This is a genomic window from Bradyrhizobium sp. 521_C7_N1_3, from assembly GCF_052075975.1.
GTDB lineage: Bacteria > Pseudomonadota > Alphaproteobacteria > Rhizobiales > Xanthobacteraceae > Bradyrhizobium > Bradyrhizobium japonicum.
In genome coordinates this window covers 5965247-5988020 of record NZ_CP197232.1, presented here as the reverse complement: position 1 = coordinate 5988020, position 22774 = coordinate 5965247, and the positions used below count along the sequence as shown (strand labels likewise).

At 65.6% G+C, this 22774-nt stretch carries 22 protein-coding genes; 6 read left to right on the top strand and 16 right to left on the bottom strand.

Annotated features, from left to right (window positions below; all coding sequences use genetic code 11):
* Positions 1 to 102 precede the first annotated feature (102 nt).
* The gene (locus AB7008_RS27880; RefSeq protein ID WP_028156018.1) at positions 103 to 285 is read right to left on the bottom strand and encodes a hypothetical protein; all 183 of its coding nucleotides are present in this window, start codon (positions 283 to 285) and stop codon (positions 103 to 105) included.
* 250 nt (positions 286 to 535) lie between these two features.
* Here AB7008_RS27880 and AB7008_RS27875 point away from each other — a divergent pair, with 250 nt between their 5' ends.
* On the top strand, positions 536 to 898 hold the full coding sequence (locus AB7008_RS27875) for an SPW repeat protein (protein WP_028156019.1): 363 nt from the start codon (positions 536 to 538) through the stop codon (positions 896 to 898).
* 80 nt (positions 899 to 978) lie between these two features.
* On the opposite strand, the gene AB7008_RS27870 is transcribed toward AB7008_RS27875, so the two are convergent.
* Positions 979 to 2304, bottom strand: a complete 1326-nt coding sequence (locus AB7008_RS27870) for an MFS transporter (protein WP_028156020.1) — start codon at positions 2302 to 2304, stop codon at positions 979 to 981.
* A 387-nt stretch (positions 2305 to 2691) separates the two neighbouring features.
* Between AB7008_RS27870 and AB7008_RS27865 the strand changes: the two genes are divergently transcribed.
* Together AB7008_RS27865 and AB7008_RS27860 are read left to right on the top strand one after the other, a co-directional pair.
* Positions 2692 to 2925: a DUF2171 domain-containing protein gene (locus tag AB7008_RS27865; protein ID WP_028149639.1), complete on the top strand. Its 234-nt coding sequence runs from the start codon at positions 2692 to 2694 to the stop codon at positions 2923 to 2925.
* A 95-nt stretch (positions 2926 to 3020) separates the two neighbouring features.
* Entirely contained in the window at positions 3021 to 5315 is a 2295-nt protein-coding gene (locus AB7008_RS27860) for a ComEC/Rec2 family competence protein (RefSeq protein WP_441259847.1), read from the top strand.
* 9 nt (positions 5316 to 5324) lie between these two features.
* Here AB7008_RS27860 and AB7008_RS27855 read toward each other — a convergent pair whose 3' ends face one another.
* From AB7008_RS27855 to AB7008_RS27820, 8 genes are all read right to left on the bottom strand, one after another.
* Positions 5325 to 6266 (bottom strand): GAF domain-containing protein, encoded by a 942-nt coding sequence (locus tag AB7008_RS27855; protein ID WP_441259846.1) that lies wholly within the window; start codon positions 6264 to 6266, stop codon positions 5325 to 5327.
* 224 nt (positions 6267 to 6490) lie between these two features.
* Complete coding sequence (locus AB7008_RS27850) at positions 6491 to 6925, bottom strand: hypothetical protein (protein ID WP_441259845.1); 435 nt, start codon at positions 6923 to 6925, stop codon at positions 6491 to 6493.
* A 75-nt stretch (positions 6926 to 7000) separates the two neighbouring features.
* Positions 7001 to 7324 (bottom strand): hypothetical protein, encoded by a 324-nt coding sequence (locus AB7008_RS27845; protein WP_441259844.1) that lies wholly within the window; start codon positions 7322 to 7324, stop codon positions 7001 to 7003.
* A 207-nt stretch (positions 7325 to 7531) separates the two neighbouring features.
* Complete coding sequence (gene lexA / locus AB7008_RS27840) at positions 7532 to 8233, bottom strand: transcriptional repressor LexA (RefSeq protein WP_041959687.1); 702 nt, start codon at positions 8231 to 8233, stop codon at positions 7532 to 7534.
* Positions 8234 to 8409: 176 nt separating this feature from the next.
* The gene (locus tag AB7008_RS27835) at positions 8410 to 9621 is read right to left on the bottom strand and encodes a molybdopterin molybdotransferase MoeA (protein WP_028156045.1); all 1212 of its coding nucleotides are present in this window, start codon (positions 9619 to 9621) and stop codon (positions 8410 to 8412) included.
* 231 nt (positions 9622 to 9852) lie between these two features.
* The gene (locus tag AB7008_RS27830; protein WP_028149633.1) at positions 9853 to 10047 is read right to left on the bottom strand and encodes a hypothetical protein; all 195 of its coding nucleotides are present in this window, start codon (positions 10045 to 10047) and stop codon (positions 9853 to 9855) included.
* A 154-nt stretch (positions 10048 to 10201) separates the two neighbouring features.
* Positions 10202 to 10828 carry an HAD family hydrolase gene (locus tag AB7008_RS27825; protein WP_441259843.1) on the bottom strand — a complete coding sequence of 209 codons (627 nt, stop codon included), beginning with the start codon at positions 10826 to 10828 and terminating at the stop codon, positions 10202 to 10204.
* 13 nt (positions 10829 to 10841) lie between these two features.
* Entirely contained in the window at positions 10842 to 11975 is a 1134-nt protein-coding gene (locus AB7008_RS27820; protein ID WP_028156047.1) for an alpha-hydroxy acid oxidase, read from the bottom strand.
* A 307-nt stretch (positions 11976 to 12282) separates the two neighbouring features.
* On the opposite strand from AB7008_RS27820, the gene AB7008_RS27815 reads away from it, so the two are divergent.
* Positions 12283 to 13620, top strand: coding sequence for a S41 family peptidase (locus AB7008_RS27815; RefSeq protein WP_028156048.1), 1338 nt, complete (start codon positions 12283 to 12285; stop codon positions 13618 to 13620).
* Positions 13621 to 13796: 176 nt separating this feature from the next.
* On the opposite strand, the gene AB7008_RS27810 is transcribed toward AB7008_RS27815, so the two are convergent.
* Positions 13797 to 16529 carry a bifunctional diguanylate cyclase/phosphodiesterase gene (locus AB7008_RS27810; protein ID WP_441261254.1) on the bottom strand — a complete coding sequence of 911 codons (2733 nt, stop codon included), beginning with the start codon at positions 16527 to 16529 and terminating at the stop codon, positions 13797 to 13799.
* Between the two features lie 311 nt (positions 16530 to 16840).
* Between AB7008_RS27810 and AB7008_RS27805 the strand changes: the two genes are divergently transcribed.
* Positions 16841 to 17005: a Flp family type IVb pilin gene (locus AB7008_RS27805; protein WP_038955365.1), complete on the top strand. Its 165-nt coding sequence runs from the start codon at positions 16841 to 16843 to the stop codon at positions 17003 to 17005.
* Here AB7008_RS27805 and AB7008_RS27800 read toward each other — a convergent pair.
* Positions 16986 to 18242, bottom strand: coding sequence for an MFS transporter (locus tag AB7008_RS27800; protein ID WP_441259842.1), 1257 nt, complete (start codon positions 18240 to 18242; stop codon positions 16986 to 16988). The two genes, AB7008_RS27805 and AB7008_RS27800, sit on opposite strands and share 20 nt — an antisense overlap.
* Entirely contained in the window at positions 18239 to 19654 is a 1416-nt protein-coding gene (locus AB7008_RS27795) for an amidase (RefSeq protein WP_441259841.1), read from the bottom strand. Before AB7008_RS27795 ends, AB7008_RS27800 begins: the two co-directional genes overlap by 4 nt.
* Positions 19655 to 19795: 141 nt before the next feature.
* Here AB7008_RS27795 and AB7008_RS27790 point away from each other — a divergent pair, with 141 nt between their 5' ends.
* A complete protein-coding gene (locus AB7008_RS27790) occupies positions 19796 to 20389 on the top strand; it encodes a CGNR zinc finger domain-containing protein (protein ID WP_441259840.1) in 594 nt (197 codons plus the stop codon).
* Positions 20390 to 20401: 12 nt separating this feature from the next.
* Here the strand turns inward: AB7008_RS27790 and moaC are convergent, their stop codons facing one another.
* Genes moaC through trpD form a run of 3 tightly spaced genes read right to left on the bottom strand, consistent with a single transcriptional unit; the run spans position 20402 to position 22764 of the window.
* Positions 20402 to 20920, bottom strand: coding sequence for a cyclic pyranopterin monophosphate synthase MoaC (gene moaC / locus AB7008_RS27785; RefSeq protein ID WP_441259839.1), 519 nt, complete (start codon positions 20918 to 20920; stop codon positions 20402 to 20404).
* 1 nt (position 20921) lies between these two features.
* On the bottom strand, positions 20922 to 21743 hold the full coding sequence (gene trpC, locus AB7008_RS27780) for an indole-3-glycerol phosphate synthase TrpC (RefSeq protein ID WP_441259838.1): 822 nt from the start codon (positions 21741 to 21743) through the stop codon (positions 20922 to 20924).
* A 7-nt stretch (positions 21744 to 21750) separates the two neighbouring features.
* Complete coding sequence (gene trpD / locus AB7008_RS27775) at positions 21751 to 22764, bottom strand: anthranilate phosphoribosyltransferase (RefSeq protein ID WP_028156056.1); 1014 nt, start codon at positions 22762 to 22764, stop codon at positions 21751 to 21753.
* Between the last annotated feature and the right edge of the window lie 10 nt (positions 22765 to 22774).

Below are 22774 nucleotides of genomic sequence, written 5' to 3'. Positions count from 1 at the left end.
GCGGCCTGCGACGGACAATGATCCGCCTTTCCACCGCTGCAGCCTCAAGTCCGGCATGGCGGCATTCGCAGTCAGGGAGTCTCGTTTGCGGCGCCCGCAGCGTCAGCTTTGGTGCGGGCCGCGCATGAGCTTCATGGCGTCTTCAATATGTCGCCAGGTTCTGGCCAGCTCGAGTTCGCCCTTCGACTCGAGGTCGATGGCATTCTGGGCTGCTTCCGCAATGGCCTTGGGGCCATGTGCTTCCAGCAACTGCCGCGCATAGTCGTGGATTTCGATTTCTCGCATGGCGCCACCCTTCTCCTCTTCCGGGCGCCACCCGTGAATGGATGGGGCCGAGGACTGCAGGCGTTGACACCGTCAAGCAACGGATAATCTGCATCCTTGCGCAGAGCATTTGCAAGAGCCCTTTTGGGGCATGGGCGGCCAGGATTGGGCGCCGGTGGTGGACCGGCAGTCGCGGCAACACAACGCAGGCCGGATGGATACATTTCGCAGGTGGCGCCACCATATGAATGGGAGAGAGGAGGTGAGCATCATGCGCATCCAACATTGGCAAGACGCTGCCAGCCTGTTGGTGGGCGTGTGGCTGGTCCTGTCGCCCTTCGTCCTCGGCTCGTCCGGGGCGGCTGTCTGGATCACCATCGCGCTCGGGCTCGGCGTCGTGTTGTTTGCCGTAGAAGCGTTTGTCATCCCGTCCTATCTGGAGGAGTGGGGAGAAATGCTGCTGGGCCTGGCTCTGGTGCTGGCGCCCTGGGCCATTGGCTATGACACGACGTCAGCCACGGTCAGCAGCGTACTGTCAGGCATCCTGGTGATCCTGTTCGGTGGCTGGGAGCTGATAACCGATCGCGATTTCTCCACCTGGTGGCACGATCGCTGGCATCACCGGGCCGGCTGACGAGAGCGGTTAGCCGAGCTTTCGATGCGGACTATCGACGACGGTGCAGGGCCTTTGGTCCTGCACCGTGAGGGTCGCCTCTATGCGGCTCTGGGCTCGATCGGCTGCCAGATGCTGATCTTGCGCGTCTCCGGCATCAGGAAGACGGCAAGCACGAAGCACACCGCGGGAACCACGATCGGGTAGATCAGTGCGTAGCCGATGCTGCCGGTCGCGGCGAATGCCGCTGAGGTGATGAACGGCACCAATCCGCCGCCCCAGCCATTGCCGATGTGATACGGCACGGAGACCGACGTGTACCTGATCCTGCCGGGAAAGAACTCCGCCAGGAACGCGCCGACCGGCCCGTACACCATCCCGACGTAGCAGACGAGGATGAAGATGATGAAGATCGCGGTCGGATAGTTGATGTTTCCGGGCTGCGTGACCGATCCCAGCCACAGATACAGCGGATAGTACGTGATCGCGGCGAGCAGCATGCCTCCAAGAATCACCGGCTTGCGGCCGATCTGATCCGACAGCCAGCCAAAGAAGATCAGGCTCGGCGTTGCAATGAGCAGCGCGGCTCCCACGATGTAGGCCGAGGTCAGCGGGTCCACCTTGGAGACCTGCTGCAGAAAGTAGAGCGCCCAGAATTGACCACTGTACCAGACCACGCCCTGTCCGATCAGGACCACGACGGCGATTCCGATGTATTTGATGTTCGAACTGAGGAAGGCCTCCTTCCACGGATTCCTCGTCATCTGTCCGCGGGCCTTGATCTCCTGGAAGACCGGCGTCTCCTGGAGCTGGAGGCGGATATAGATCGCGATGGCCACCAGCAGGAAGGACACCAGGAACGGAACGCGCCACGCCCATTCGTCGAAGGCCTGATTGCCGAACCAGGTCCGTGTCAGGATGATCACGGCCAGGGACACCACGATGCCGAGAGTTGGCGAGGTCTGCAGCCAACCGGTGTAGTAGCCGCGCTTCTCGTCCGGAACATGCTCTGCCACATAGGTGATGGCGCCGCCATACTCGCCGCCCAGACACAGACCCTGGATCATGCGCAAGCCGAATAGAAGGAATGCCGCCGTCAGACCGATGGACTGGTAGGTCGGGATCAACCCGATTGCCCCCGTACCCAGTCCCATTCCGCTCAGCGTGATGAGGAACGTATATTTTCGCCCGACCCGGTCGCCCATCCATCCAAAGAGGAAAGCTCCCAGCGGACGGATCAGGAAGCCTGCAGTGAACAGCGCGATCGTGCTGAGGAGGGCTGCAACCGGGTGGGACTGCTCGAAGAACTTGACCGACAGAACTGCGGCCAGGCTGCCAAAGATATAGAAATCATACCATTCGATGACGTTTCCCACCGATGCAGCAACAATCACGCGGCGAAAATCGCTCGGAATTTGCATGGGCATTTGCAACTCCTATGGTTTCAAGATGTCTCCTCGCGTGTTTCAGCGGTCGATCTTCTCGCGGAGTGCGTGATGCGCGGCGTTGCATACGCCTGCTATCGAGTTGCGTCGGCAACGCCTGACCTCAGGGGAGCTTTGGACCACCTGAGGTGAGCTCCAGCGGCTTTAGAACCGCGAGCCACCGCCGCCTTGCCCGTTTGCCGGGGAGGCGGGGAACCGTAGTGTAGTCCCGCCAGGGGCGGGCACCTTATGAGACTTTCGGCGCAATCGGCGCGCGGGCCGGGGCGTTTGCGACGGAGGCCGCACGAGCTCAAATTCTCCGTGACATCTGGCGGGCAGCGAACGGAAGGTCGTCCCAGGCGTTGTGTGGGGTCTATCAGAGGATCCCCCATGCAGAACATCGCAGAGCATATGGAAGTCATCGGCGCCGATGGCGTCCACATCGGCACGGTCGACAAGGTCGAGGGCCATCGCATCAAGCTGACCAAGAAGGACAGCGGCGAGGGCAGCCACAAGGGCCACCATCATTTCATCGACAAGGGCCTCGTCGCCGGCGTCGAGGGCAACAAGGTTCGGCTCTCGGCCAAGGCGGACGTCGCCGTGACGATGGAAGAGGAAAAGTAGGGGGCCGTTCGCTCCGTTCCTGATCCGTACCGCTATTCGCCTGCCTGCACGTTCCGGTAGCCTCCAGGCCTGTCGCGTATCGTAAGGTGCAGGGAATGGCGGAGCCGGGCCGGCCAGTTCGGTCCCAGGGGATTGCGGGGGCTCGGATTGCGGGGACTTGGCCCGTCGGCCGAGCTGCATCCGCGGGCGGCCTCGCGCCGGCAGGGTTCGACCTCTCGACGTCGCTGGCCGAGACCCTGCGCCACTGGGCACGCGCCGAGGCCGGCGCCGGGCGATTATTGCCGTGGGTGCCGGTCGCGTTCGGCGGCGGCATCGCGCTCTACTTTGCCGCCGATCATGAACCGGTGCTGTGGGTCGTTGCCGCAACGGCCATTGCACTCATGCTCGGCGCCGTGCTGTTGCGGCGGAGCCGGTTGTTTGCGCCGGCGATCATGATCGCGGCGGTCGCGGCCGGTCTTGCCACGGCGACCTGGAAGACCGCGCGGATCGCGCACATGGTGCTGGCAAAGCCGCTCTATTCGGTCTCGCTGTCGGGCTTCGTCGAGACCCGCGACATCCGTGAGCGCACCGACCGCTTCGTGCTGCGCGTCACCGCGATGGAGGCGCAGCGCAGCGACGTCAAGCTCGAGCGCGTGCGCCTCTCCGTGCGCAAGGGGACGGCGCCCGCGGTCGGCAGCTTCGTGCAGTTGAAGGCGCGGCTGTTGCCGCCGTTGTCGCCGGTGCGCCCCGGCAGCTACGACTTTTCGCGCGACATGTTCTTCCAGGGCATCGGTGCCTCCGGCTTCGTGATGGGCACGATTGCGGCATCAGCGCCGCCGGATGCCGGTGGCTTGCGGCTGCGCTATGCCGCCTTCATGCAGGGGCTGCGCGATGCGATCGACGCGCGCATCCGCGCCACGCTCGAGGGCGACAACCGGGCGATTGCGACCGCGCTGCTCACGGGCCGGCGCGATGCGATTACCACGCCCGTCAACGACGCCATGTTCATCTCGGGGCTCGGCCATGTGCTCTCGATTTCCGGCTATCACATGGCGGTCGTCGCCGGCGTGGTCTTCTTCGCGGTGCGCGCGCTGCTGGCGTTGATCCCTGGAATGGCGGCCGGCTTTGCCATCAAGAAATGGTCGGCGGCCGCCGCCCTGGTCGCAGCCGCGTTCTATCTGCTGCTGTCGGGCGCTGAGGTCGCGACGCAACGCTCGTTCTTCATGACCGCGGTGGTGTTGATCGCGGTCATGGTCGATCGCCGTGCCATCACCTTCCGCACGCTGGCGGTGGCCGCGCTGATCGTGCTCGCGGTCGCGCCGGAAGCGCTGGTGCATCCGAGTTTTCAAATGTCCTTCGCCGCGACGCTCGGACTGGTCGCGCTGGTGCAGATCGGCATGCCGAACCTGTTTGCTTCGCCCGATCATTCCGCGACCGCGCGGATTGCAATGTGGGGCGGGCGCGAGATCGCGATGCTGTTCCTGGCCTCGCTGATCGCGGGGCTCGCGACCACGCCCTATGCCGCCTTCCATTTTCACCGCGTCACCCCGTTCGGCGTGCTCGCCAACCTCGGGGCGATGCCGGTGGTCTCGGCCCTGGTGATGCCTGCGGGCCTGTTGGGTTTGATTGCAGCGCCGTTCGGACTTGATGGTCCGTTCTGGTGGCTGATGGGGATCGGCATCGACTGGATGGTTGCGGTGTCGCGCTGGGTGGCCGGTTTGCCGGGCGCAGTCGGCCGCATCTCGGCTTTCGGCATCGCAGCGCTGATCGCTGCAAGCTTGGGGATCATCGTGATGGGCTTGTTGCGCACCCCGTTGCGCTGGGCCGGCGCCGTGGTGTTGTTGGCCGCGATCCTCTGGGGACTGTGCGCGCGGCAGCCCGATATCCTGATCGCCGGTGACGGCCAGAGCGTCGCGGTGCGGGGCAGGGATGGGCACCTGCATCTGATCAGGTCGAGCAAGGACAGTTTTCTTCTGAAGGAATGGCTCGCCGCCGACGCCGATCCGCGCGACGCCGGCAGTGCCTCACTGGCCGCCGGCGTGTCGTGTGACGATGCCGGTTGCGTGACGCCGCTCGCCGACGGGCGCCTGGTCGCGCTGGCCTTGCGCATCGATTCACTGGCTGACGATTGCAGCCGTGCTGCGCTGGTGGTGACGGCACGGCCGGCGCCGCCGGATTGCGCGGCGATGGTTGTCGACCGCCAGCGTCTCGCAAGGCAGGGCGCGCTGGCGCTGACGCGAAGCGGCGACGGCTTTGCGGTTCAGGCGGCGAAGACGAGGGGGACAGACCGTCCGTGGTCGCCGGCAGCGGCCGGCGAGGCGGATTTCGGCGCGAGCCTTGCGCCGCAGGCGGCGGTCCCCCGCAACCGCGATGCGACGCCATCGGAAGCCGACCTGCAGGCCGAGGATTGAGCGGACGGGTTACAGATACCAGGCCAGCACGGCGTCGAGCCCGGCATTGCCGATCACCGGCAGGACAACCATCTGGCTCAGTCCAGAGGCGCTGGCCTGCGAGGCTGCGACCGAGCCGTCACGCGCGAGATCGTCGTTGAGTGCGGGCATGCCGGTGGCCCAGGCCCCCCCGATGCTGCCTTCGCCTTTGGCGATGGATTTCGTCGCGTAGAGCGCGGCGAGGTCGGTCTGCGCGCTGCAATCGCCGGCGCGGAAGACCAGCGCCGAACGGGCCTCGTCCGGGACCCAGATCTCGAAGCGTCGCGCAATCGGGGTCGCCTGCGCGGAGAGGAATGTCAGCACCCAGGTCTGATCGGTGCCGGTCCGGTAGGGGACGCCGACGCCGAGATTGATGCCGACCTTGGCGGCGTCCTCCCAGCGCAGAAAACTCCTGGCATCGTGCAGGTCCTTGATGATCAGCGGCAGGCCGGCTTTCCAGATCCGGCCGGGCAGGCCGAAGCCACGCGGAAATCTGGTGTGGCGGGAGTTGAATTCGAACATGTCGGCGGTGCCGTAATAGCCGTCGACGAGCCCCATCTCGTGGGAGGTTTCGGCATCGTTGTGCCAGAGCTCGATCGCGCCGACATGGGCCTCGTCGTCGCCGCAGAATAGCACGATGACGGCTTGCAGGAATTCGCCTGAGAACACCGGCACCGCCACGCCGCAGGTCAGCCCGGCGGCGATGGCCTGATCGGTGCGCTTGAAATAGGAATCGGCGAATTTGGTGAGGATCACGGGGTGGCCGCTTGCCCAGGCCTTGCCGGGAAGCCCCTCGTCATATCCGAAGTGCAGATCTTCGCTCACGGCCTTGAACGCGGACAATCCTTCGCCGTAGAGGCCGCCGCCGAATTCCAGCCGCATGCGCGTGCGGTCAGGCACCCAGAGTTCAACGACGCGAATGAAGGTCTTCATCGAACGTGTCCGCCGTCTCAAGCCGCACCAAGCATCGGCCATTTGGCTGCGGAACGGACGTTCAAAATTCAGGCAGGACAGCGCAAACTTCGTGCGGTGGGAGGCGCAACGGCTAGGTCCGCCCGATGGCATTTCGCGGGACACGAACGACACCATCTCGCCGGCCTCGGCCGGCGATGGCGATTTTCGATCCTGACCCGACCTGCCGGCCGGGAATGGCTATGTCAGCCGATCGGCAGGCGGGTGATGGTCGGCCGGCTGTCGGTGATGATCTGCGACTTGTGCTCGCGCTCGCCGAGCGGCTGGGTCACTGGTAGTTGCAGCACGGTCGCGCGCTGGCCTTCGACCAGCTGCGTCACCAGCACGGATTTGCCGTCGGGGAATTCGATCGCATCATGATGGCGATCCGGAATGTGCGGATCGATCTTGCCGAACTTGCCGACGCGCGAATTGACGGTGCGCGTCCAGATCCAGCGATTGTCGTAACGGACGTTGTCGGCGAAGGCGAGCTCCGTTCCTGGCAGCAGGCAGACCGCGACGGTCGGATCGGCCGCGGAGGCAAAGCCGCGCGTCGAGGTGCCGCGGAAGGTTGTCGTGACGATCGTCTCGCCAACTTCGGCGGGACGCGACGCGACGGCATGCAGGCTGTAGTCACACATCGGGTGCTCCTCAATCAGGATAGCAACCCGCGCCTCTTCTGAGGCGCTGGCCTCTATCAGAGTGGAAGCTTGCAATTATATGCGATGTTGAGGGCAAATCTGCGACTTGAGTCCGCAGACTGCCATCACAAAATCTTTTTCAAATGCAGTGGGAACAAAGCCCGCCCCCGTGGATTCTGTGAGCGTCAGCGTCCCGCGGGCACGGACCACCCCCGAATATTGCCAGGCTGGCTGCGACGGTTGGTTGACTGCGTCGCGGGCCTCGCGGGCTTGCTCGCTCACCGTGTCCTTGCGGACATGGGGCCGGGATTGCGCGGCCAAGGCTTCCGCGGCCAAGGCTTGCGACGCTGATGCTGCGATCAGTGCCACTGCAACTGTGCTCAGAACGATCTGGCGCACGACTTCTCCTCGAACCTGAAGGCCGCGAAGCAGGGCTGCTTCGTGCGGCGTGCCGAGGATGTACCGCCGGGGAAGGGGCCGGATAATCTGCGCAAAACCAGAAAGACTATCCAGCGGAAGCGGACAATCGTCCGCTCCAATCTCGGATCGGCGGTGCCGATCGAAAGCGCGCGAGGCGCCAAATAACCGATACCGGCGCGTCCGGTATCAGTACTTCCGGTACAGCCCGATCAGCTTGCCCTGGATCTTCACCCGGTTGGGCGGCAGGATGCGGACCTCATAGGCCGCATTGGCGGGCTCGAGCGCGATCGAGGCGCCGCGGCGGCGGAAACGCTTCAGGGTTGCTTCCTCGTCGTCGATCAGCGCCACCACGATATCGCCGGTGTCGGCGCTCTCGTTGCGCTGGATCAGCGCCATGTCGCCGTCGAGAATTCCGGCCTCGACCATGGAATCGCCGCGCACTTCGAGCGCGTAGTGTTCGCCCGAGCCGAGCATGTCAGGCGGTACGCTGATGGTGTGGCTGCGGGTCTGCAAGGCCTCGATCGGCGTGCCGGCCGCGATGCGGCCCATCACGGGGACTGCGACGGGGCGCTCGCCCTCATCCGCCGGCGGGCTCGAAGTCGTGCGGACCTTGCCGAGATTGCCTTCGATGACGCTCGGCGTGAAGCCGCGGCGGCCGCCGGCGGCGGCCTGAAGCTCGGGCAGCTTGATCACCTCGATGGCGCGGGCGCGGTTGGGCAGGCGCCGGATGAAGCCGCGCTCCTCGAGCGCGGTGATCAGGCGATGGATGCCCGATTTCGAGCGCAGGTCGAGCGCGTCCTTCATCTCGTCGAAGGAGGGCGGCACGCCGCTTTCCTTCAACCGTTCGCTGATGAACCGCAGGAGCTCGTATTGTTTGCGCGTTAACATCTCGACCAAAATCCCCCGGTTGATGTCGTTCGATTCCGAGACGCTGAATTCAGCAGTAAGCCGCTACATGCTCGAAACAAATCATGAACGGACACTATATGTTCGATACATGTTCCGCAACTGCTTAATTTACCGTGAACGCGACAAAGTTCGCGGAACGCACGCGAACGAAGCGCTCAGACGGGCAGCCGCAAGACCTCGCAAGGCGTGCCGGCTTCGGCCTTCGGCGCGAATGGCGCGCGCACGAGAAGTGCCTGTGCCGCAGCGAGATTCGCAAGCAGCGAGGAATCCTGGTGATTGACCGGAAGGGCGAGGAGTGTGCCGTCGTCGCGCAGCTCGAGGCGCGCGCGCAGGTAATCCTCGCGCTGGTCGTTGGCGCCGACGTCGCGGCCGAGCACCGCGCGTTCGCGGCGGTGATGAATCATCGAACGGCCCGAAAGCGCGCGAATCAACGGCACCATGAACAGGAAGCCGCAAACGTAGGATGACACGGGATTGCCGGGCAGGCCGATCACGCGCATCGCGCCGAGCCGCCCGTTCATCATCGGCTTGCCCGGCCGCATCGCGATCTTCCAGAACGCCATCGAGATACCTTCGTCCCTCAGCGCCTGCTGGACCAGATCGTGGTCGCCGACAGAGGCGCCGCCGGTCGTGATCAGGATGTCGGCACCGCTCTCCCGCGCGCGGCCGATGCCGGCGGTGGTGGCCTCCAGCGTATCGGCGGCAACGCCGAGGTCGATGGTATCCGCGCCTTCGCTGCGGGCGAGCGCGTGCAGGGCGTAGCCGTTGGAATAGACGATCTGGCCAGGACCGGGCGTGGTGCCCGGCATCACCAACTCGTCGCCGGTCGCGAGGATCGCGACCTTCGGGCGTCGTCGGACCGGCAGTTGCGGGTAATTCATGCCGGCGGCGAGCGCGAGGTCGCGCTCGGTGAGCCGGGCTCCCTTGCGCAGCAGCACGTCGCCTTCCGAGAAGTCGACGCCGGCGGGGCGGATGTGCCGCCCCGTTACGGCGGCTTCCTTGACCGTGATGCGCTTGCCGTCCGCGACCGTATCCTCCTGGATCACGACCGTATCCGCGCCATCGGGAACGACACCGCCGGTAAAGATACGCACGGCCTCGCCGGCGCCGACCGATCCCGCAAACGGACGGCCCGCCGCAACCTCGCCGATCAGGGTGAGCTGGGAGTCGATCTTCGCCGCATCGGCCGCGCGCACCGCATAGCCGTCCATTGCCGACATCGCCTGCGGCGGCTGCGTGCGCCGCGCGGCGACATCGCGCGCGAGCACGCGGTGAAAGGCCGCGTCGAGCGCGATCATCTCTTCAGGCAGCGGCTCTGCGCCCGCCAGCACCGCGGCGAGCGCGTCGGAAACCGGCATCAGGGCCACGGGTGAAAACTCCTGCTGGGCCCGTTCGGGCAAATCGGCGGCGAGAGTTCTAGCCGAGTGCAGGCGCAGAGGCAAAACAGCGGCCGAGCAGGATGATTTATGCTGCGTCATCCGCAATGCGATGAAGGGGGCGCATCAAGTCCGTCGCGGCATGATCCGGAAGGCGAGACAGACCGGTACGAGGATGGCCATGGCGAGGACGAGAAGGACGAGAGCCACGGCCAGCATCGGTCAACTCCCAGACGGCTTGTACGGACTGACGTCCGGCGCTGCGGGGCCCTGATCCTTGTCGGGCAGCGGGTCGGCCTGGGATTTTAGGTCGGCGGCCTTGCTGATCAGCTTGGCGGAAAGCTCAGAATCCGATGTGGTCCTGGCGAATTTCATCAGCAGAGAGGCCTGCTTGGTAAGGTAGGTTTTGCCCAACACGACGATAAGCCCGACGTAGAATTCCCAACGGACTCATGAGTCCCGAGAGGGTTAATCGTTCCGGGAACTCCGTATAAAAATGCACAAAGGGATTTGGTTCCTCGCCCCCGGGCAAAATAGTTCCATTCGCGGCCCGTCGGCTTGCCGGCCAGAGTCAGATTCCGAGCGCCTTGAGGGCGTTCCCGACGTCGTGGGGCGAGGTCACGTGGACCGTGGTCAGGCCGCGCGACCGCGCTCCTTCGATGTTCTCGGCAAGGTCGTCGAAGAACACGATACGGTTCGCGGGCACGCCGATCGCGGCCACGACATGGTCGAAGGCCTCCACATCCGGTTTGCGCAGGCCGATGCTGGACGACAGATACAGCTCGCGGAAATGGCCGAGCAGGCCGGCATATTCCTTCGAGAAATGGTCGACATGCGGCCGGTTGGTGTTGGAGAAGGCGTAGAGCGGCAACTGCTTTGCCGCACGCGGCAGCAGCTCGGCGATGTCGGGCATCTCGCCGGCGAAGATCGCGTTCCAGCCCTCCAGGAACTGCGCGTCCGAAATGCCGATCCCGAGCGAGGCGCGCAGCGAGTCAAAATAGACCTCGTCGCTGATCTTGCCGACCTCGTGCAGCCGGTAGGCTTCGCTGTCCCGCACATAGCGCGCGACGATGGCTTCCGGCTTGCAGCCGGCATGTCCCGCCCAGCAGGCGATCGCCTTGGAGAAATCGATGTCGAGCACGACGCGCCCGAGATCGAACAGGAGCGCGTCCGCGCTGCCGGGAGAGAGCGAGCTCATTGCATCCTTTCACTCAATATCGATAGGGGTCGTGGTCGAACAGCGGGAACGCGCTGAATACGCTCGGCGCATTCGTTGCGGTCGCCTGGTGCAGGCAGGACTTGTCGACCTCGGCGAACGAGGTGGCGCCCAAGAGGCCGAGGCAGCGCAGCACCTCGTCCTCGAGCAGCTCCAGCATTCGCCTCACGCCGGCTTCGCCGGCGGCCGCCAATGCCCAGCATTGCAGCCGGCCGATGCCGACCATGTCCGCGCCCGCCGCGATCGCCTTGACGATGTCGGTGCCGCGGCAGAAGCCGCCGTCGACCATGATCTTGGCGCGTCCCTTCACGGCCTCGACGATCTCGGGCAGCACATGCATGGCGCCGCGGCCGTGATCGAGCTGGCGGCCGCCATGGTTGGAGACGTAGATCCACTCGACGCCGTGATCGACCGCGATCCGGGCGTCCTCGGCGGTGGCGATGCCCTTCAGGATGAGCGGGATCTTGAACTTGTCCTTGATCATCTTCACGGTCCGCCACTCCAGGCCCTTCTGGTAATCGCCGCCGGTGGCGCGCAGGCGGCTCTCGCGAACATAGCGCTTGGCAATGTCACGTTCGCGACGGCTGTAATGGGCGGTGTCAACGGTCAGGCAGAAGGCGGCGTAGGCATTCTTCTCGCTCCGGCTGACGACATCGGCGACGAAGTCGTCGTCGCCGCGCACATAGAGTTGATAGAGCCGCAGCGCATCAGGGGCGGCCTCGGCGGTCTTCTCCAGGCCGGGCTCGGACACCGAGCTCAGCATGTGCGCCGCGCCGAAGGTGCCGCAGGCGCGGGCGACGCTCGCTGCGCCATCCGGATCGAATATCTCCAGTGCGCCGACAGGGGCCAGCACCACCGGCAGCCGCATCCTGCGCCCGAATAGCTCGACCGAGCCGTCGACCTCGCGGACGTCGCGCAGCACGCGCGGCCGGAAGGCGATCTCGTCGAGCGCCATGCGGTTGCGGCGCATCGTGGTCTCGGTCTCGGCGGCGCCGACGATGTAGTCCCAGGCGTTCTGGTTGAGGTTGGCGCGCGCCTTGCGGATGAATTCGTGCAGGTTCTGGAATGGCTCGGCGCTGGCGCCGAGTTCGACGTTCCGTTCCGGCCGGTTGCGGGGCGCGTCGTTCATTGTTGTCCTCCCGAGAATTTGAAGCGTTATTGTCATCGCGTATCGTGTCCGGCAATCCAAAACCATCCTAAAATCGCATAGCTGCGAAGCGTGGGCCGGCCGGCCGATTCTCGCCTTGCGCGAAACGGTTTCGGAACGTTGCCAAAAGTTTAGGCCCGGGCGAAGGGATTTTTACGATGTACCCGCCGGCGTGGCGTCCCGGCCTTGAAGAAACCAGAATGGTATTGTGAACAGCGGGCTGGATCGCCATTTGCATGGCGCCTGCCAAGCCCAAAGCAAAGCTCCAAGCAAGAAGGCCAGCCTATCCATGCGGAAAAACCTGCTGTTCCCCCTGGGCGCACTCACGGGAGCGTGTCTAACCCTTCTGGTCGCCAGCCCGCACGGTGGAGTATGGGCGGCACGGGCGGCAGCAAGCGCGGATGATGCCTATTCCCGGCTGAATCTGTTCGGCGAAGTGTTCGAGCGGGTGAAGGCGAGCTATGTCGAGAAGCCCGACAATTCCAAGCTGATCGAAGGCGCGATCACCGGTATGGTGACCTCGCTCGATCCGCATTCACGCTACATGAACGACAAGGCCTGGACCGAGATGCAGGAGACCACCTCCGGCGAGTTCGGCGGGCTCGGCATCGAGGTCACGATGGAGGACGGCCTGGTCAAGGTCGTCTCGCCGATCGACGACACGCCGGCGTCCAAGGCCGGGATCATGTCCGGCGACCTCATCAGCAAGATCGACGGCGATGCCGTGCAGGGCATGACGCTCGAGCAGGCCGTCAACAAGATGAAGGGGCCGGTCGATACCCAGACCAAGCTCACCATCGTGCGAAAGGGCGCCGACGCCCCGCTCGACGTCGCGATCAAGCGCGAGATCATCCATGTGCGTCCGGTGCGCTTCCACGTCGAGAACGGCGACATCGGCTACATCCGCGTCACCTCGTTCAACGAGCAGACCACCGACGGCCTGAAGAAGGCGATCGCGTCGATCTCCAAGGAGGTCCCGCCGGAGAAGCTGGTCGGCTACGTGATGGACCTGCGCAACAATCCAGGCGGCTTGCTCGACCAGGCCGTCTCGGTGTCGAGCGCCTTCCTTCAGCGCGGCGAGGTCGTCTCGACCCGCGGCCGCAATCCCGAAGAGACCCAGCGCTTCACCGCGCATGGCGGCGACCTCACCAAGGGCAAGCCGCTGGTGATTCTGGTCAATGGCGGCTCGGCTTCCGCCTCGGAGATCGTCGCAGGCGCGCTGCATGACCACAAGCGGGCCACGATCATCGGCACGCGCTCGTTCGGCAAGGGCTCGGTGCAGACCATCATTCCGCTCGGCGCCGGCAATGGCGCGCTGGCGCTGACCACGGCGCGCTACTACACGCCGTCGGGCCGCTCGATCCAGGCCCAGGGCATCGCGCCCGACATCGAGATCCTCCAGGATGTGCCGCCCGAGCTGAAGGGCCGGATTGACACCATGGCGGAGTCCCAGATGCGCGGGCACCTGTCGGCCGCCGACGGCACCGAGCAGACCGGATCGCAGTCCTACGTCCCGCCGGAAGAGAAGGACGACAAGGCCCTGCATGCGGCCTACGACTTCCTGCACGGCGTGACCGCGAATGCGGTCGCCGCCAAGCCTGCGCCGAAGGCGGCGGTACCGAACTAAGCCTTATGACGTTCAGATATCGCCCGGGAGCGGATGACCGCTCCCGGGCGAATTCGTTTTGCGGGCGCTGTCTCAGTAATCCGTAGCCCGGATGGAGCGAAGCGCAATCCGGGTCCCTGCCTCTGCGAGCGATCGGCCCCGGATTGCGCTGCGCTCCATCCGGGCTACGTTCGGATCTAGCTGGCCTCGCGGCGCCGGCTTTCCTCGCCGCCGCGCTGAGCGAGGCGGCTGCGATGCAGCGCAAACAGCTCCAGCACTTTGTCGGCCGGTTTTGCGGCACTGAACAGATAGCCCTGCATCTCCGAGCAGCCGAGCGCACGGAGCAGGCGCTGCTGCTCCTCGGTCTCGACGCCTTCGGCCGTGGTGGTCATGCGGCGGGCGGCAGCCAGGTTGACGACGGCCTGCACGATGCTGGCGGAGCCGTCGGGACCGGCGATGTCGCTGACGAAGCAGCGGTCGATCTTGATCTTGTCGAACGGGAAGCGGTGCAGATAGCTCAGCGAGGAGTAGCCGGTGCCGAAATCGTCGAGCGCGATGCGCACGCCGATGGCGCGGAGCTGGTGCAGGATCGCAAGCGCGGTGTCGTCGTCGCGGATCAGCACGGCCTCGGTGATCTCGAGCTCGAGCCGGCTCGCCGGCAAATTGGAGGCGGCAAGGGCCGCCATGATCTTCAGCGCCAGCGTGCCGCTCTTGAACTGCACCGGCGAGACGTTGACGGCAAGGCGGATGTCGTCGGGCCAGTTGGCGGCATCGCGGCAGGCCGTGGCCAGCACCCATTCGCCGATCTCGTTGATCAGGCCGGTGTCTTCGGCGATCGGGATGAATTCGGCGGGCGAGACCATGCCGCGCTCGGGATGGCGCCAGCGCACCAGCGCTTCGCAGCCGGTGATGCGGTCGTCCTTCAGGGCGAGGCAAGGCTGGTAGTAGACCTCGAGTCCGCCTTCGAGCCCACCTTGGGCGATGGCGTGGCGCAGATCGATCTCGAGCTGCCGCCGCTCGCGGACCTTGGCGTCCATCTCCGGCTGGAAGAAGCGATAGGTGCGGCGTCCGGCGGCCTTGGCGGCATACATCGCCATGTCCGCGTTCTTCAGGATCTGGTCCAGCGCGGTGCCGTGTCGTGGCGCCAGCGCGATGCCGATACTGGCGTCCGTGGTGAGATGATGGCCCATGCAGTCGAACGGCGCGCGGATGGCCTGGAAGACCCGCGCGACGAGCTCGTCGACCTGCTCGAGCGACGTCACCGCGCTCTGTACGATGGCGAATTCGTCGCCGCCGAGCCGCGCCACGAAGTCCTGCGGACCCGCGCAGCGGCTGAGGCTCGTCGCGATCGATTTCAACAGCTCGTCGCCGACGAGATGGCCAAGCGCGTCGTTCACGCCCTTGAACTCGTCGATGTCGATGTAATGCACCGCGATCTCTTCACCGCCGGCGATGGCGGCGAGCTCCGCGCGCAGATGCTCGTGGAACATGGTGCGGTTGGGCAGGTCGGTCAGCGCGTCGTAGTGGGCGAGGTGGGTGATGCGCTCCTCGATGCGCCGGCGCTCGGTGACGTCTTCGTGGGTCGCCACCCAGCCGCCGTCCGCGAGCGGCTCGTTGAGGATGTGGATCGAGCGCCCGTCGGAGGTGTCGATCACCATGGAGTTGCGCACATGGATGTCGCGCAGCACACGGACGACATAGTCGCCGATGTCGCCACTGAACGAGCCGGTCGCCTTGCGGTGGGCGATGATGTCGTGGAAGCTGGAGCCGGGCTTCACTACTTCGGCTGACAGGCCGTACATCTCGATGTAGCGCTGGTTGCAGATCACCAGCCGCCGCTCGGCGTCGAACAGCAGCAGGCCCTGCGTCATGTTGTTGACGGCGCGGTCGAGGCGCTGCTTCTCCAGCGTCAGCCGCTCGCGGGAGGCGCGGTGCTGCTCCAGCAGCTTGCGCACGATCGCGATCAGGACGCCTGCGATGGCGAGCGCGGAGGCGCCCGCAACCGAGATCAGGATGCCGATCTGCTCGCGCCAGTCCGTCAGCGCCGCCGCGCGCGTCGTGGTGGCCATCATCAGGATCGGAAAGTGGGGCAGGGCGCGCGAGGAGATCAGACGGTCTTCTCCGTCGACGGGGCTCATGATGCGGCCGGCGAAGTGATCGAGCCCGAAGATCCTCTGCTGCTCGAACGGGCCGGTCTTGAAATTCCTGCCCATCTGCTCGCTGGAATGGGGATAGCGAGCGAGCAGCGTGCCGTCGCGATGCAGCATCGAGATCGAGGCGCCTTCGCCGAGCACGACGGAGGCGAAGAACTTCTCGAAATTGGCCGGTTCGATGCCGCGTCCGACCACGCCCATGAACTCGCCGTTCGGTCCCACGATCTTGCGCACGATCAGGATGGTCCAGGCGCCGGAGACGCGGCTGTGCACCGGCTCGATCAGCACGTTCGGCGAGTAAGGATCGTATTTGAACGTGCGAAAATAGGCGCGATCGGCGACGTTCACTTTGGGGGCCGGCCACGCCGTCGAGGAGTTGATCAGATTGCCTTCGGCATCGATGATGTTGACGCCGCCCATGTAGGGCAGCGCCTCGATCTTCGAGCGCAGCATCCGGTGGACGTCCTCGCCGGAGAGGCGTTTGCGATAGTCCTCGGCGCTTGCGATGCCGGTTGCGCGGACGTGGTCGACGAAATCCTTCTGGATGACCGCGAAATCCTGCAACTGCTGATCGAAATGATGAGCGAGCAGAAGGACGGTGTTTTCCAGCTCGCGCCCGCTGTTGCGCAGCGCGCGCTCTCGGAAATTCTGCGCCATCAGGACCGAGCCAATGGCGATGGCCGCGATCAGCAGCGTGCCGCCCACCACCAGCCAGCGGATCGGTCCGCTGCGCACGAAGACCTGGTCAAAGAGGCGACTGCCGTAGTTCGTCATCATGTCGATCGTTGCCGCGCACACGTCAGGATCGCTTCTTGATCCCCAGAACATCCGTTGGTTTACGGAAACGGTGTGGAGGCGAAGTTAGGAAGCGCGGTTAATGCGACATGAACGGCCGCGTACAAAAGCAATCGATGCGCGCGACGCAAGACGTGCAGGAATTGCCGGAAGCTCTCGCGATGCCGGTCAATTCCTGCCGGTCGTGCCACGGTCAACCAAGGCTTAACCATCTAAGGTGTTGGCGATCCACACGTCGGCATTGGCACGTGATTTGCGAACATGCCTGCCAACGACACAGAGAGGACGCGACGATGACAAACACCTTGAAGAAGTTCCTCGCCGACGAGCGTGGGGCGACCGCGATCGAATACGGTCTGATTGCCGCCGGCATCGCGCTGGCCATCATTTCCGTCGTGAACGGCATGGGCTCCAAGCTCAACGCCAAATTCGGGTCGATCAGCTCTTCGCTGCGCTGATCGCGTGGGCTCCGCCGCGCGCCAATATCGCCGCCACGATCAGCGCCGCGACGACGTTCGCGGCAGCACTGATCAGGATCGGCAACGTATAGCTGTGGTTGACGTCATAGGCGAAGCCGGCCGCACTCGGGCCAACCAGCGTGCCGAACGCCACACTGGTGTAGAGAATACCGATGATTCCGCTGACGTTGCGTCCGCCAAAATAGTCCATGACCACAGCGGGCAGCACCGCGACCCAGCCGCCGTAGAACACGCCGTAGACGAAGGCAAAAGCGGCGAGGGTCCAGACATCGGCGGCGATGGCCCAGATCGCCATCGCGAACGCCATTCCGACCAGGACCATGATGAGCGAGCGGTCGCGGCCCATCCGGTCGGCGAGCGCGCCGAGAAAGAAGCGGCCCGCGGTGCTGCCGGCCCCGATCACGCCGAGCAGCAGCACCGCAGAGGACGCCGCGACCCCGTGGTCGCGTGCGTAAGGCACGAGATGGACGAACGGGACGAAGGCGCCGAACGAGCAGATCAGACACGACACGTAGAGCGCGACAAACCGCGTCGACCGGACGGCTTCGCGCACAGAAGCGCCACCGGCATTGGTTGCGCCCGCGGCCTCGCGAGGCGGATCTCCGTCGGGTCCGAGGCCGCGGTGCTTCGGATCGTTCTCGATCAGCAGCGACGCTCCGCCGCCGAGCACCAGCGCGATCGCGCCCAGCACCAGATAGGCGCCGCGCCAGCCCACCGATGCGATCAACAATGAGGCGAGCGGCGGCATCGCCAGCGTACCGAGCCCGATGCCGCTCACCGCGAGCCCGGAGGCGAAGCCGCGGCGCTTGACGAACCAGCGTTGCACCGCGCCGATCGCGGGAACATAGGCGCAGCCGAGACCGAGGCCGACGCCCAGCCCGTAGGCGAGATAGACCTCGACAAGGGAGCGTGCCGCGCTCGCGGCCGCAAGTCCGACCGCGATCAGGATCATGCCGACGACGGCCAGCGGACGCGAGCCGAGCCGATCGGCGAGGGGACCGCTGACGAGCCCGAACGCGAAGTACAGAAAGCCCGCAATCGAAAACACCAGCGAGATCGAACCGCGCGAGGCGCCGAAATCGCGCTGGAGTGGCTCCAGAAATGCGCTGAACGTGTAGGCGGAGCCGAAGCCGACGAACATGACGGCAAACGCCGCCGCGACGACGAACCAGCCATGGAAAATGCTGCGCTGAGCGAGCGTGGATTGAACGGTCAATGCTGCCTCCGCGAGCTGAGGGAAGGATGGCGACGATGCCAGGACGTGGCCCGCTGGAACGCCGCGCCGGCGCGCACAAGCATGGCCTCGTCGAGATGAGCGGCGACGAGCTGGAACGCGATCGGCAGTCCGTCCGCCGATGCACCACCCGGTAGCGTGATCGTGGGATGACCGGTCATGTCGAACGGGCAGGTGTAGCGCTGCAGCTTCGCGATCAGATCCGGCTGCTCGCCGAGCGTCTGGATCATGGCGAGCGTCACCGGCGGGAACGGGTGTACCGGGATCAGCAGCAGATCAATGGTCTCGAACAGCGCGGTGACACGCCCGCGCAGGGCCAGCCGCCGCAGCAGGATCTTCTGATAATCGAGAGCGGAGAGCGCGCGACCAGCTTCGATCAGCGAGGCGAGCATCGGACCATACTCGTTCTTGCGGGCAGGATAGGTCGCCTCGTGCGCGACCGCAGCTTCCACCGCACAATTCGGTGTCCAGTCGGCAATCGCCTGCATGACGTCGGGAAATCTGACATCGACGATGCCGGCGCCGAGCGCGCGGAACGCATCGATGGCGTCTGCCAGCACGCGCTGCGTCGTAACGTCCACGTCGTCGCTGTTCCAGGCGGCATCGACGCCGATCCGCAAGCCCCGCACGTCCTGCGCGGCTGCGGCGAGATAGTCGGGCACCGGATTGAACACCGAGGTGGGGTCGTTGGGGTCGTGTCCGGCAATGACGCCGAGCAGCGCGGCCGCATCGGCCGCGCTGCGGCCGATGGGTCCGACATGGTCGAGCGTCGCGGCCAGCTCAAACGCGCCGTGGCGGCTGACGCGACCCCAGCTCGGCTTCAATCCGGTCAGCCCGTTGGCGGCGGAGGGCCAGCGGACCGAGCCGCCGGTGTCGGAGCCGAGCGAGCCGAAGCAAAGCCCGGCAGCGGTTGCGACCGCCGAGCCACTGGACGAAATGCCCGGCCAGTAACTCGCATTCCACGGATTCTTCGGTGGCGTCACCAACGGATGGTGATCGGAATAGGCGCCCTCGGTGAGTTGCAGCTTGCCGAGTATCACGGCGCCCGCGTCCTTGAGCCGGCGCACGACGGTTGCGTCTTCGCTGGGACGAAAGTCGCGATGAAGCGTGGTGCCGGCCGCGGTCGGAATGCCCTTGGTCCAGAACAGGTCCTTGAGCGCAATCGGCACGCCATGCAGCGGGCCCCGATACCGGCCCCGTGCGATCTCGGCGTCCGCGGCCTTTGCCTCGGCGATGGCCGTTTCCGCCATCACGTGAACGTAGCTGCCGAGATCCCGGTCCATGGCGTCGATACGGTCGAGTTGCGCGCGCGTCACGTCCAGCGCGGAGATGTCGCGCGCCTTGAGGCGTGCTGCGAGCGCGGTGAGTTCGAGATAGTGCAGGGCATCAGCCATCGGCGCGAGTTCTCCGTTCTGGTGATCGCAATGGGCGGGCTCGATCCCGAAGGATTCGACACCGGTATAATTAGGATACAGGTGTCGCTTGCAGTCAACCAGTAAATCTGTTTTACTGGTGTTCCAATCTTTGGTGTCCCGATGTCGAAAGAGTCGCGCAAATTCCAGGTTCCCGACACGCTGGCGAACGTCTACGATTTCGCCAACACGCTCGATGTTCGCCACTTCACGCATTTCGGCGTGGAGCACCCGGAGAGCGATGAGCTTGGCGGGCCGAAGGAACTTGCGGACTGGATGCGGGAACGCGGCCTTGGCGCCGAGGGCGGGCGTGTCACGCCCGCGATGTTTGAGACCGCGCTAAGGCTGCGCGGCGCCTTGCGCGCCTATCTGCAATGCGCGCCCGCCGAGCGGCCCCGGAACAGGAGCGTTCTCGGCACTCTCAATGAGGCGCTCGCGCCGTTTCCGTTGCGGGTGGAGGCGCGCGCAGGCCGTGGCGCGATGCTGTCGGCAGCGCGCGAGGATGCGCTCGCAGGCCTGTCGGCCATCGCGATCGAGCTTCATGACGCCACGCTTGTGGGAACCCTGGATCGGCTGAAGATGTGCGCGTCGGAGGAATGCCGCCGGGTGTTCTTCGACCGCTCGAAACCATCGACGCGGCGGTGGTGCATGTCGACGCTGTGCGGCAACCGGATGAAGACGCGCGCCTATCGCGAGCGGCAGCGCGAGGCGAAATAAGGCACGCGGCGCTCAGGCGCGGTAGTGGCCCGACTTGCCGCCGAGCTTCTCGACCAGGTGGATGCCCTCGATGCGCACGCCGCGTTCGACCGCCTTGATCATGTCGTAGATGGTGAGGCAGGCGAGCGACACCGCCGTGAGCGCCTCCATCTCGACGCCGGTCGGGCCCGTCACCTTCACGCTGGCGCGGACGAGGCAGCCTGGCAATTTCGGGTCGGGCTCGATGTCGACCGTGACCTTCGACAGCGCGAGGGGATGACAGAGCGGGATCAGCTCCGAGGTGCGCTTGGCCGCCATGATGCCGGCGATGCGCGCGGTGCCGAGCACGTCGCCCTTCTTGGCGTTGCCCGAGACGATGAGATCAAGCGTCGCCTTGGTCATGACGACGTGGCCTTCGGCGACCGCGAGCCGTTCGGTCGCGGGCTTGTCCGACACGTCCACCATCCGCGCCTCGCCGGAGGCGCCGATATGGGTGAGGGCAGGGCCGGCTTTCGTCCTGGATTGCCTGGCCTTGGCGGGCTTGCGCGCCATGTCAGCGCGTACCCGTCGCGCGCGGCGCGTTCTCGCGCGAGAGCAGCGTGCGGGTGGCAGCGGTCACGTCGGCCTGGCGCATCAGGCTCTCGCCGACCAGGAAGGTCGACATGCCGACGCGTTCGAGCCGGGCGAGATCGGCGGGCGTGAAGATGCCGCTCTCGCCGACCATCAGCCGTTCCGCCGGGATCAGCGGCGCCAGCGTCTCGCTGGTCGCGAGCGTGGTTTCAAAGGTACGCAAATTGCGGTTGTTGACGCCGATCATCGGCGAACGCAGCTTCAGCGCGCGGTCGAGCTCCGTGCGGTCGTGGATTTCGATCAGCACGTCCATGCCGTAGGCGAGGGCGGCGTCCTCGAGGTCCTTGGCGGTGGCATCGTCGAGCGCGGCCATGATGATCAGGATGCAGTCGGCGCCATGCGCGCGCGCCTCAATCACCTGATAGGTGTCGAACATGAAATCCTTGCGCAGCACCGGGAGCGACGTCGCCGCGCGCGCCGCCACCATGAAGTCGAGATGGCCCTGGAACGAGGGCGTGTCGGTCAGCACCGACAGGCAGGCCGCACCGCCGGCCTCATAGGCCCTGGCGAGCAGCGGCGGATCGAAATCGGCGCGGATCAGCCCCTTCGACGGCGAGGCTTTCTTGATCTCGGCAATCAGCGCGTAGTCGCCGTTGGCGTGCTTGGCCTTGATCGCGCGCACGAAGCCGCGTGGCACTCCTTGCGCCTTCGCCCTGGCCTCGACTTCCGAGAGCGGCTGCGCGCGCTTGGCGGCTGCGATCTCTTCGCGCTTGTAGGCTTCGATCTTGGTCAGGATGTCCGACATGTGAGGCTCAGCCGTTCGAGACCGCGATCAGATGTTTCAGCCGCGCGCTCGCCGCGCCGCTGTCGAGCGACTTCGCACCGATCGCAACGCCCTCCTTGAGGTCCTTGGCGCGCCCGGCCACGACCAGCGCAGCGGCGGCGTTCATCAGCGCGACGTCACGATAGGGGCTCGGCTTGCCGTCGAGCACGCTCTGCAAGGCGATCGCATTGGCGTCGGCGTCACCGCCCCTGAGCGCACCGGGATCGCAGCGCGGCAGGCCGGCGTCCTCCGGCGTCACCTCGAAATTCCGGATCTCGCCATTCTGGAGCGCGGAGACGAAGGTCGGGCCGGTGAGGGTGATCTCGTCGAGGCCGTCGGAGCCATGCACCACCCAGGCGGATTCCGAGCCGAGGTTTTTCAGCACCTGCGCCAGCGGCTGCACCCATTGCCGCGAGAACACGCCGACCATCTGGCGCTTGACGCCGGCCGGGTTCGACAAGGGGCCGAGCAGATTGAAGATCGTGCGTGTCGCAAGCTCGACCCGGGTCGGGCCGACGTTCTTCATCGCCGGATGGTGGGCAGGGGCGAACATGAAGCCGATGCCGCATTCGCGCACACAGCGGCCGACCTGCTCGGGCCTGAGGTCGATCTTGACGCCAAGCGACGCCAGCACGTCGGCGGCGCCCGAGCGCGACGACAGCGCACGGTTGCCGTGCTTGGCCACCGGCAGGCCGGTGCCCGAGACGATGAAGGACGCGCAGGTCGAGACGTTGACCGAGCCGGAGCCGTCACCACCGGTGCCGACGATGTCGACGGCGTCCGCGGGCGCGTCGACCGTGAGCATCTTGGAGCGCATCGCCGAGACCGCGCCGGTGATTTCGTCCACGGTCTCGCCGCGCACCCGCAGCGCCATCAGGAGGCCACCCATCTGTGAGGGCGTGGCCTCGCCGGACATCATGGCGTCGAAGGCGGAAGCCGCTTCGTCACGCGACAGGCTGGCGCCGGTCGCCACTTTTCCAATGATCGATTTCAGGTCGTCCATCGCGTGCTTT

Coding starts and splice junctions, on each gene's coding strand:
- trpC (WP_441259838.1), bottom strand. CDS start 21,743: ATGTCGGACATCCTGACCAAGATCGAAGCCTACAAGCGCGAAGAGATC.
- AB7008_RS27815 (WP_028156048.1), top strand. CDS start 12,283: ATGCGGAAAAACCTGCTGTTCCCCCTGGGCGCACTCACGGGAGCGTGT.
- AB7008_RS27850 (WP_441259845.1), bottom strand. CDS start 6,925: ATGTGTGACTACAGCCTGCATGCCGTCGCGTCGCGTCCCGCCGAAGTT.
- AB7008_RS27855 (WP_441259846.1), bottom strand. CDS start 6,266: ATGAAGACCTTCATTCGCGTCGTTGAACTCTGGGTGCCTGACCGCACG.
- AB7008_RS27810 (WP_441261254.1), bottom strand. CDS start 16,529: ATGATGACGAACTACGGCAGTCGCCTCTTTGACCAGGTCTTCGTGCGC.
- AB7008_RS27820 (WP_028156047.1), bottom strand. CDS start 11,975: ATGAACGACGCGCCCCGCAACCGGCCGGAACGGAACGTCGAACTCGGC.
- AB7008_RS27880 (WP_028156018.1), bottom strand. CDS start 285: ATGCGAGAAATCGAAATCCACGACTATGCGCGGCAGTTGCTGGAAGCA.
- AB7008_RS27805 (WP_038955365.1), top strand. CDS start 16,841: ATGACAAACACCTTGAAGAAGTTCCTCGCCGACGAGCGTGGGGCGACC.
- AB7008_RS27865 (WP_028149639.1), top strand. CDS start 2,692: ATGCAGAACATCGCAGAGCATATGGAAGTCATCGGCGCCGATGGCGTC.
- AB7008_RS27860 (WP_441259847.1), top strand. CDS start 3,021: ATGGCGGAGCCGGGCCGGCCAGTTCGGTCCCAGGGGATTGCGGGGGCT.
- AB7008_RS27870 (WP_028156020.1), bottom strand. CDS start 2,304: ATGCCCATGCAAATTCCGAGCGATTTTCGCCGCGTGATTGTTGCTGCA.
- AB7008_RS27790 (WP_441259840.1), top strand. CDS start 19,796: ATGTCGAAAGAGTCGCGCAAATTCCAGGTTCCCGACACGCTGGCGAAC.
- AB7008_RS27795 (WP_441259841.1), bottom strand. CDS start 19,654: ATGGCTGATGCCCTGCACTATCTCGAACTCACCGCGCTCGCAGCACGC.
- lexA (WP_041959687.1), bottom strand. CDS start 8,233: ATGTTAACGCGCAAACAATACGAGCTCCTGCGGTTCATCAGCGAACGG.
- moaC (WP_441259839.1), bottom strand. CDS start 20,920: ATGGCGCGCAAGCCCGCCAAGGCCAGGCAATCCAGGACGAAAGCCGGC.
- AB7008_RS27875 (WP_028156019.1), top strand. CDS start 536: ATGCGCATCCAACATTGGCAAGACGCTGCCAGCCTGTTGGTGGGCGTG.
- trpD (WP_028156056.1), bottom strand. CDS start 22,764: ATGGACGACCTGAAATCGATCATTGGAAAAGTGGCGACCGGCGCCAGC.
- AB7008_RS27825 (WP_441259843.1), bottom strand. CDS start 10,828: ATGAGCTCGCTCTCTCCCGGCAGCGCGGACGCGCTCCTGTTCGATCTC.